The sequence below is a fragment of the Bradyrhizobium sp. genome (genome assembly GCF_027451485.1).
Taxonomy (GTDB): Bacteria; Pseudomonadota; Alphaproteobacteria; order Rhizobiales; family Xanthobacteraceae; genus Bradyrhizobium.
The window spans coordinates 1-5,377 of record NZ_DAIDJE010000123.1; the positions used below are offsets into that span (position 1 = coordinate 1).

General features: G+C 63.3%; 5 protein-coding genes. 4 read left to right on the forward strand and 1 reads right to left on the reverse strand.

Translation table 11 applies throughout. The features are described from left to right. Nucleotides 1-63 precede the first annotated feature (63 nt). From NEZ08_RS15595 to NEZ08_RS15605, 3 genes are read left to right on the forward strand one after another with little or no spacing between them, the layout of a single operon-like run. Nucleotides 64-1,230: an NEW3 domain-containing protein gene (locus NEZ08_RS15595; RefSeq protein WP_298108517.1), complete on the forward strand. Its 1,167-nt coding sequence runs from the start codon at nt 64-66 to the stop codon at nt 1,228-1,230. Next, complete coding sequence (locus NEZ08_RS15600) at nt 1,227-2,216, forward strand: ABC transporter ATP-binding protein (RefSeq protein ID WP_298108521.1); 990 nt, start codon at nt 1,227-1,229, stop codon at nt 2,214-2,216. The genes NEZ08_RS15595 and NEZ08_RS15600 overlap by 4 nt, the downstream gene beginning before the upstream one ends. Then, nucleotides 2,206-3,168, forward strand: coding sequence for an ABC transporter permease subunit (locus NEZ08_RS15605; protein WP_298108523.1), 963 nt, complete (start codon nt 2,206-2,208; stop codon nt 3,166-3,168). The genes NEZ08_RS15600 and NEZ08_RS15605 overlap by 11 nt, the downstream gene beginning before the upstream one ends. 166 nt (nt 3,169-3,334) lie before the next feature. Here the strand turns inward: NEZ08_RS15605 and NEZ08_RS15610 are convergent, their stop codons facing one another. Beyond that, nucleotides 3,335-3,748: an EVE domain-containing protein gene (locus NEZ08_RS15610; protein WP_298108527.1), complete on the reverse strand. Its 414-nt coding sequence runs from the start codon at nt 3,746-3,748 to the stop codon at nt 3,335-3,337. Between the two features lie 559 nt (nt 3,749-4,307). On the opposite strand from NEZ08_RS15610, the gene NEZ08_RS15615 reads away from it, so the two are divergent. Beyond that, nucleotides 4,308-5,377, forward strand: a 1,070-nt coding sequence (locus NEZ08_RS15615) for a methyl-accepting chemotaxis protein (RefSeq protein ID WP_298108529.1), incomplete at its 3' end; no start/stop codon positions are given.

The following is a 5,377-nucleotide window of genomic DNA, read 5'->3' on the forward strand; positions in this document are numbered from 1 at the left end:
TCTCGCGCCCCGGCGGCGCGGCACACGTCTGAAAAGATTTGCTCACCTTGCAGGAGTGTTGTCATGCGAGCGTTCGCTCTCGCCCCCGTTGCTCTCTTCATTTCGACCCTGCTTGCGCCGGCCGCGGTCGCAGCCGACCAGCCCAGCATCAAGGGCCTCTACCTGATGACCGACTATCCCGCAGTCACGATCAGGCCGGGCACCACGTCGAACATTCCGCTGCGCTTGCAGGATTACGGCCTCGCGCCGGAACGCTATCAGCTTTCGGTCTCGGGCGTGCCGAGCGGATGGACCGCGACCATCCTGGGCGGCGGGCAGCCGGTGGCGGCCGCAATGCCTGCGCCCGACAAGGACGTTTCGTTGCAGCTGCGGCTCGACGTGCCGGCGAACAGCAAGCTCGACCCTCAGACGTTGACGGTCGAAGCGAAGGGGCAGGGCAACCAGACCAGCCTGCCGATCCAGGTCGCGCTTGCCAAGGAACTCCCGGCCAAGCTCACAGTCAAGGCACAACTGCCTTCGCTGCGCGGCAGCCCGAAATCCAATTTCGAATATACGCTGACCATCAAGAACGACTCCGGCCGCAACCTGAATGTCTCCTTCGGAGCGCAGGCGCCGGAAAATTTCGAGACTTCGTTCACCGAGGCCTATGGCAGCCAGGAACTTTCCTCGATCCCGATCGACGCCGGTCAGTCCAAAGACATCAAGCTGCACGTGAGGCCGCCGAGCGCAATTGACGCGGGTCATTTCGCGGTCACGGCGACGGTGAAGGCAGGAGATGCTTCCGCCACGGCCGATCTGGCGCTCGACGTCGTCGGCCAGCCGCGCCTGCAGGTGGCCGGGCGCGACGGTCTGCTCAGTTCGCGCGCGGTTGCAGCCCAGCAGACCTCGATCCCGATCGTCGTCACCAATACGGGCAGCGCGCCGGCCGAGAACGTCAAGCTCTCGGCGAGTGCGCCCTCGGGGTGGAAGGTTTCGTTCGATCCGGCCACCGTCGATCGCCTGGTGCCGGGCAAGGATGCCGAGGTGCAGGCGCTGGTGACGCCAAGCGACAAGTCGCTCGCCGGCGACTACATGGTTTCCGTGAACGCCAACTCGCGCGGCGAAAACGCCTCCAGCCAGTTCCGCATCACGGTCAATACTTCGACCGTGTGGGGCATGGTGGGCGCGGGCGTCATTGGCGTCGCGCTGCTGCTGATGCTGACGGCTGTGGCGAGGTTCGGACGGCGATGAGCGAAGAAATCCATAAAGAACCAACATCTGCATCGGCGGCCACGGTAATATCGGCGGAAGGCCTGACCAAGCGCTACGGCAACACCAACGCCGTCGACAACATCTCTTTCGAGATCAGGAAGGGCGAGGTGTTCGGCCTGCTCGGCCCCAACGGCGCCGGCAAGACCACCACGATCCTGATGATGCTGGGGCTGACCGAGATTTCCTCGGGCCGCATCCAGGTGCTGGGCTACGATCCGGCGCGCCAGCCGCTCCAGGTGAAGCGCCGGGTCGGCTATCTGCCCGACTCCGTCGGCTTCTACGATCAGCTCTCGGCGGTCGAAAATCTCTCCTACACCGCCAAGCTGATGGGGCTTTCGCTGAAGGAGCGCAGGTTCCGGATCGAGCAGGCGCTGAAGCGCGTGCGTCTGGACGACGTTGCGCACAAGCGCGTGGCGACCTTTTCGCGCGGCATGCGCCAGCGGCTGGGGCTCGCCGAGATCATCGTCAAGAAGGCCGAAATCGCCATTCTGGACGAGCCGACCTCCGGCCTCGATCCGCAGGCGACGCTGGAGTTTCTCGATCTGATCCGCGAGCTCAAGGCCGAGGGCATCACGGTGCTGTTGTCGTCGCATCTGCTCGATCAGGTGCAGCGCATCTGCGACCGCGTCGCGCTGTTCCAGTCCGGCCGCATCGTGCTGATGGGCTCAGTCGCCGAGCTGTCGGTCCAGGTGCTGGGCGCGGGTTTCGTAGTCGAGGTGGAGGCGGAAGGCAGCGGCATCGCGCAGCGTCTCGCTACCATTCCCGGCGTCTCCAGCGTGGAACGGCTCACTGAGGATCGCTTCCGCATGACGGCCGAGCGCGACGTTCGCCCCGATGCGGCGCGCGCGGTGGTCGCGGTGAACGGATCGTTGAGGCGGCTGTCGGTCGACGAACCCAGTCTGGAGGCGATCTACGCCCGCTATTTCCAGGGCAAGCAAGCCGGAGACGTGCGTCATGCGGCGTGAGGGCTCACCATTCCAGGGCCTTGGCGCCGTCTTTGCCAAGGAACTGGCCGACAACGTTTCCAGCGTGCGCATGCTGGTGCTGGAATGGCTGATCGTGCTGACGGCGCTTGCCGCGCTCTATGGCGCGATCACCAACCTTCGCACGACGACGGCCGAGGATCCGTTCCTGCTGCTGCGGCTGTTCACGCTGTCGAGTTCGCCGCTGCCGTCGTTTGTCGCGATCCTCGGATTCCTGATCCCGCTGATGGCGATCGGCCTGGGCTTCGATTCCGTCAACAGCGAGTTCAACCGCCGCACCCTGTCGCGCATCCTGGCGCAGCCGATCTACCGTGACGCGCTCCTTACGGGGAAATTCCTCGCCGGCCTTGCCACGCTCGCCGTCAGCCTCACCGCCTTGTGGCTGATGGTGATCGGGCTCGGGCTGATCTTCCTCGGCGTGCCGCCCGGCACCGAGGAAATCCTGCGCTCGCTGGTGTTTCTGGTGATCGCGATCTTCTATGCCGGCGTGTGGCTGGCGCTCGCCATGCTGCTTTCGATCGTGTTCCGCTCACCAGCAACGGCGGCGCTGGTCGCGCTCGGCATCTGGCTGTTCCTCACCGTGCTGTGGCCGATGCTGGCCCCGGCGCTGGCGCAGATCATCGCGCCGCCTGATCCGCGCTACGCTGCGCTGGGGCTCGATACGCCTGACACCGGCCTGTGGACGCAATTCCTGCTTCGCATTTCACCCAATGATTTGTTCGGGGAGGCGATGCTGGCAATCCTGTCGCCGACCACGCGCACGCTCGGTGCGGTGTTCCTTGATCAGCTTCGTGGCGCGCTGATGGGCGCGCCGCTGCCGCTGTCCGAGAGCATCATGATCGCGTGGCCGCAGACGGTCGGCCTGATCGCGTCGACCATCGTGCTGTTCGTCGCCGGCTATGTCGTGTTCCAGCGGCAGGAGGTGCGGGCGTGAACTGGTTCACTTCTGCCCGTTCGCGGGGAGAAGTCGATCGCTCCCGGCAATGCGAGGCGTCGTCCATTGCGATCGGGTGAGGGGGATTTTTCCGCAAGTTTCCCCTGCTTCTGGAAGTTGCCCTCACTCCGACCCTCTCCCCGTACGCGGGGAGAGGGAGTTGTCCTTACACGCCGCCCATCTTGCAGACGTACTTCCATTCTTCCGCCGTCACCGGCTGTACCGAGAGGCGCGAGTATTTCACCAGCGCCATGTCGGCGAGCTTCTTGTCCGCCTTGACCGCTGCCATCGTCACCGGCGTCTTCAGGGGTTTGTCGGCCTTGATGTCGACGCAGACGAATTTGCCGGTCTTGTCGGTCGGGTCGGGATAGGCTTCCTTGATCACCTCGGCGATGCCAACGATCTCCTTGCCTTCGTTGGAATGATAGAAGAACGCCTTGTCGCCCTTCTTCATGTTCACGAGATTCTGCCGCGCGGTGAAGTTACGCACGCCGGTCCAGGCCTCGCCCTTGGCGCCTTTCGCCACCTGCTGGTCCCAGGACCAGACCGAAGGTTCGGATTTCACCAGCCAGTAGTTCATGACTCATCCACCCCTTCGTCATGGCCGGATCTATCGCGGCCATCCACGTCTCTCCTCGCATTTCAATAGCAAGACGCGGATGATCGCGACAATAGGCGAACGCAAGCGACGCCGTTCTTCGAACGGCAATGCGCGGGCGGGACGACCGAGACTCGTCTCGCGCTTGTTAGACCGCCCACGTCAAAGTGCAGATTCGGGCAGTGCCGGGCCTCTCGGCCGCACGCGGCTTCCAGATACACTTGGCTGCGGACGCTCGGCGGCGGCTATGTCGACCTCTGGCGGCCATCGGTAATTTCCCGGGGATTTGCACAAATCCGATAGCAGATTTAATCCGGGGTTGACCAAGTTGTCTCATCTTCGGGGCGCAGAGCCGCGAGGGGACCGGGCGGATTCTGCCGGCTGATAACAGTGTCCCCCGACGTCCGCGGGTACATACATGCCAATCCTGGCTGCTCTCCACCGAAAAAGCTCTCCCGAAAATCAGGTTGAATCCGAAGCGGCAAGCGCACTCGCAGCGCTTCACGCGCGCGATGCGGCTCTCGTCACATGGATCGAATCGTTGGCCGACGGACGATACGACGCGGTGGGTCCTTCGGGCGAGGATGCGCTGACATGCGCGGTCGCAAAATTGTCGACCAGATTGGCGGAACTGGCCTCTAAAAACCTCGATCGTATCGTTGATCTCAACATCCAGAGCAATGAGACGGCGATATCTGCCGCGCGAATGCTGACGGCCTGTCGGGATATCGAGGAACGAACCCAGGCTCTCGCCGCCGCCAGCGAAGAGATGGTGGCATCGGTCGGCCAGATCCGGGTCACCGCCGATGATGCGGCCGAACGTGCCACGCAGATGAAGTCGAGCGCCGAACAGGGAATGTCCACCGTGGGATTAGCCACCGGGGCGATGGGGCGTGTCGAGACCACGGCGAACGAAGTGTCGGACAAGATCGTGGCGCTGAACGTGGCATCCGAAGAAATTGGCGCGATCGTCGGCTCCATCGACGCTATTGCCAAGCAGACCAACCTTCTCGCGCTGAATGCGACGATCGAAGCCGCCCGCGCAGGTGAGGCAGGCCGCGGATTTGCCGTTGTGGCGTCCGAGGTCAAGGCGCTCTCGCAGCAGACCAGCAAGGCTACCGAGGATATTCGCGATCGCATTCACCGTCTGCGGAGCGAAGTAGAGGTGATCGTCGTTGCGATGTCCGACTGCAAATCGGCGGCCGTCGAGAGCAAGAACATTGTCTCGCAACTCGGCGGGGCGATGTCGGAAGTGGGCGAGCACATCGCCGTCGTGACCGGCGGCATGCACGAGATCGCCAATATTCTCAACCAGCAGACGGAAGCGTCGGCCGAAATAGCCGAAGGCCTCGCGACAATCGCCGAAAAGACCAAGATCAGCGTTGATCAGATCAAGGGCATTTCCTCGCAGCTTGACAATGCGCAAGGAATCGCAGGCCTGGAGTTGCAGAGCCTGGCCGGGCTGTCGTTCGACAACAAGGTTCCGCGGTTGGCAAAAGCGGACCACGTCATCTGGAAGAAGCGCCTCGCCGACATGGCTGTCGGCCGCATCGCCCTTAAAGCGGACGAACTATCGGATCACCACTCCTGTCGCCTTGGGAAATGGTACTA

Coding starts and splice junctions, on each gene's coding strand:
- NEZ08_RS15595 (WP_298108517.1), top strand. CDS start 64: ATGCGAGCGTTCGCTCTCGCCCCCGTTGCTCTCTTCATTTCGACCCTG.
- NEZ08_RS15600 (WP_298108521.1), top strand. CDS start 1,227: ATGAGCGAAGAAATCCATAAAGAACCAACATCTGCATCGGCGGCCACG.
- NEZ08_RS15605 (WP_298108523.1), top strand. CDS start 2,206: ATGCGGCGTGAGGGCTCACCATTCCAGGGCCTTGGCGCCGTCTTTGCC.
- NEZ08_RS15610 (WP_298108527.1), bottom strand. CDS start 3,748: ATGAACTACTGGCTGGTGAAATCCGAACCTTCGGTCTGGTCCTGGGAC.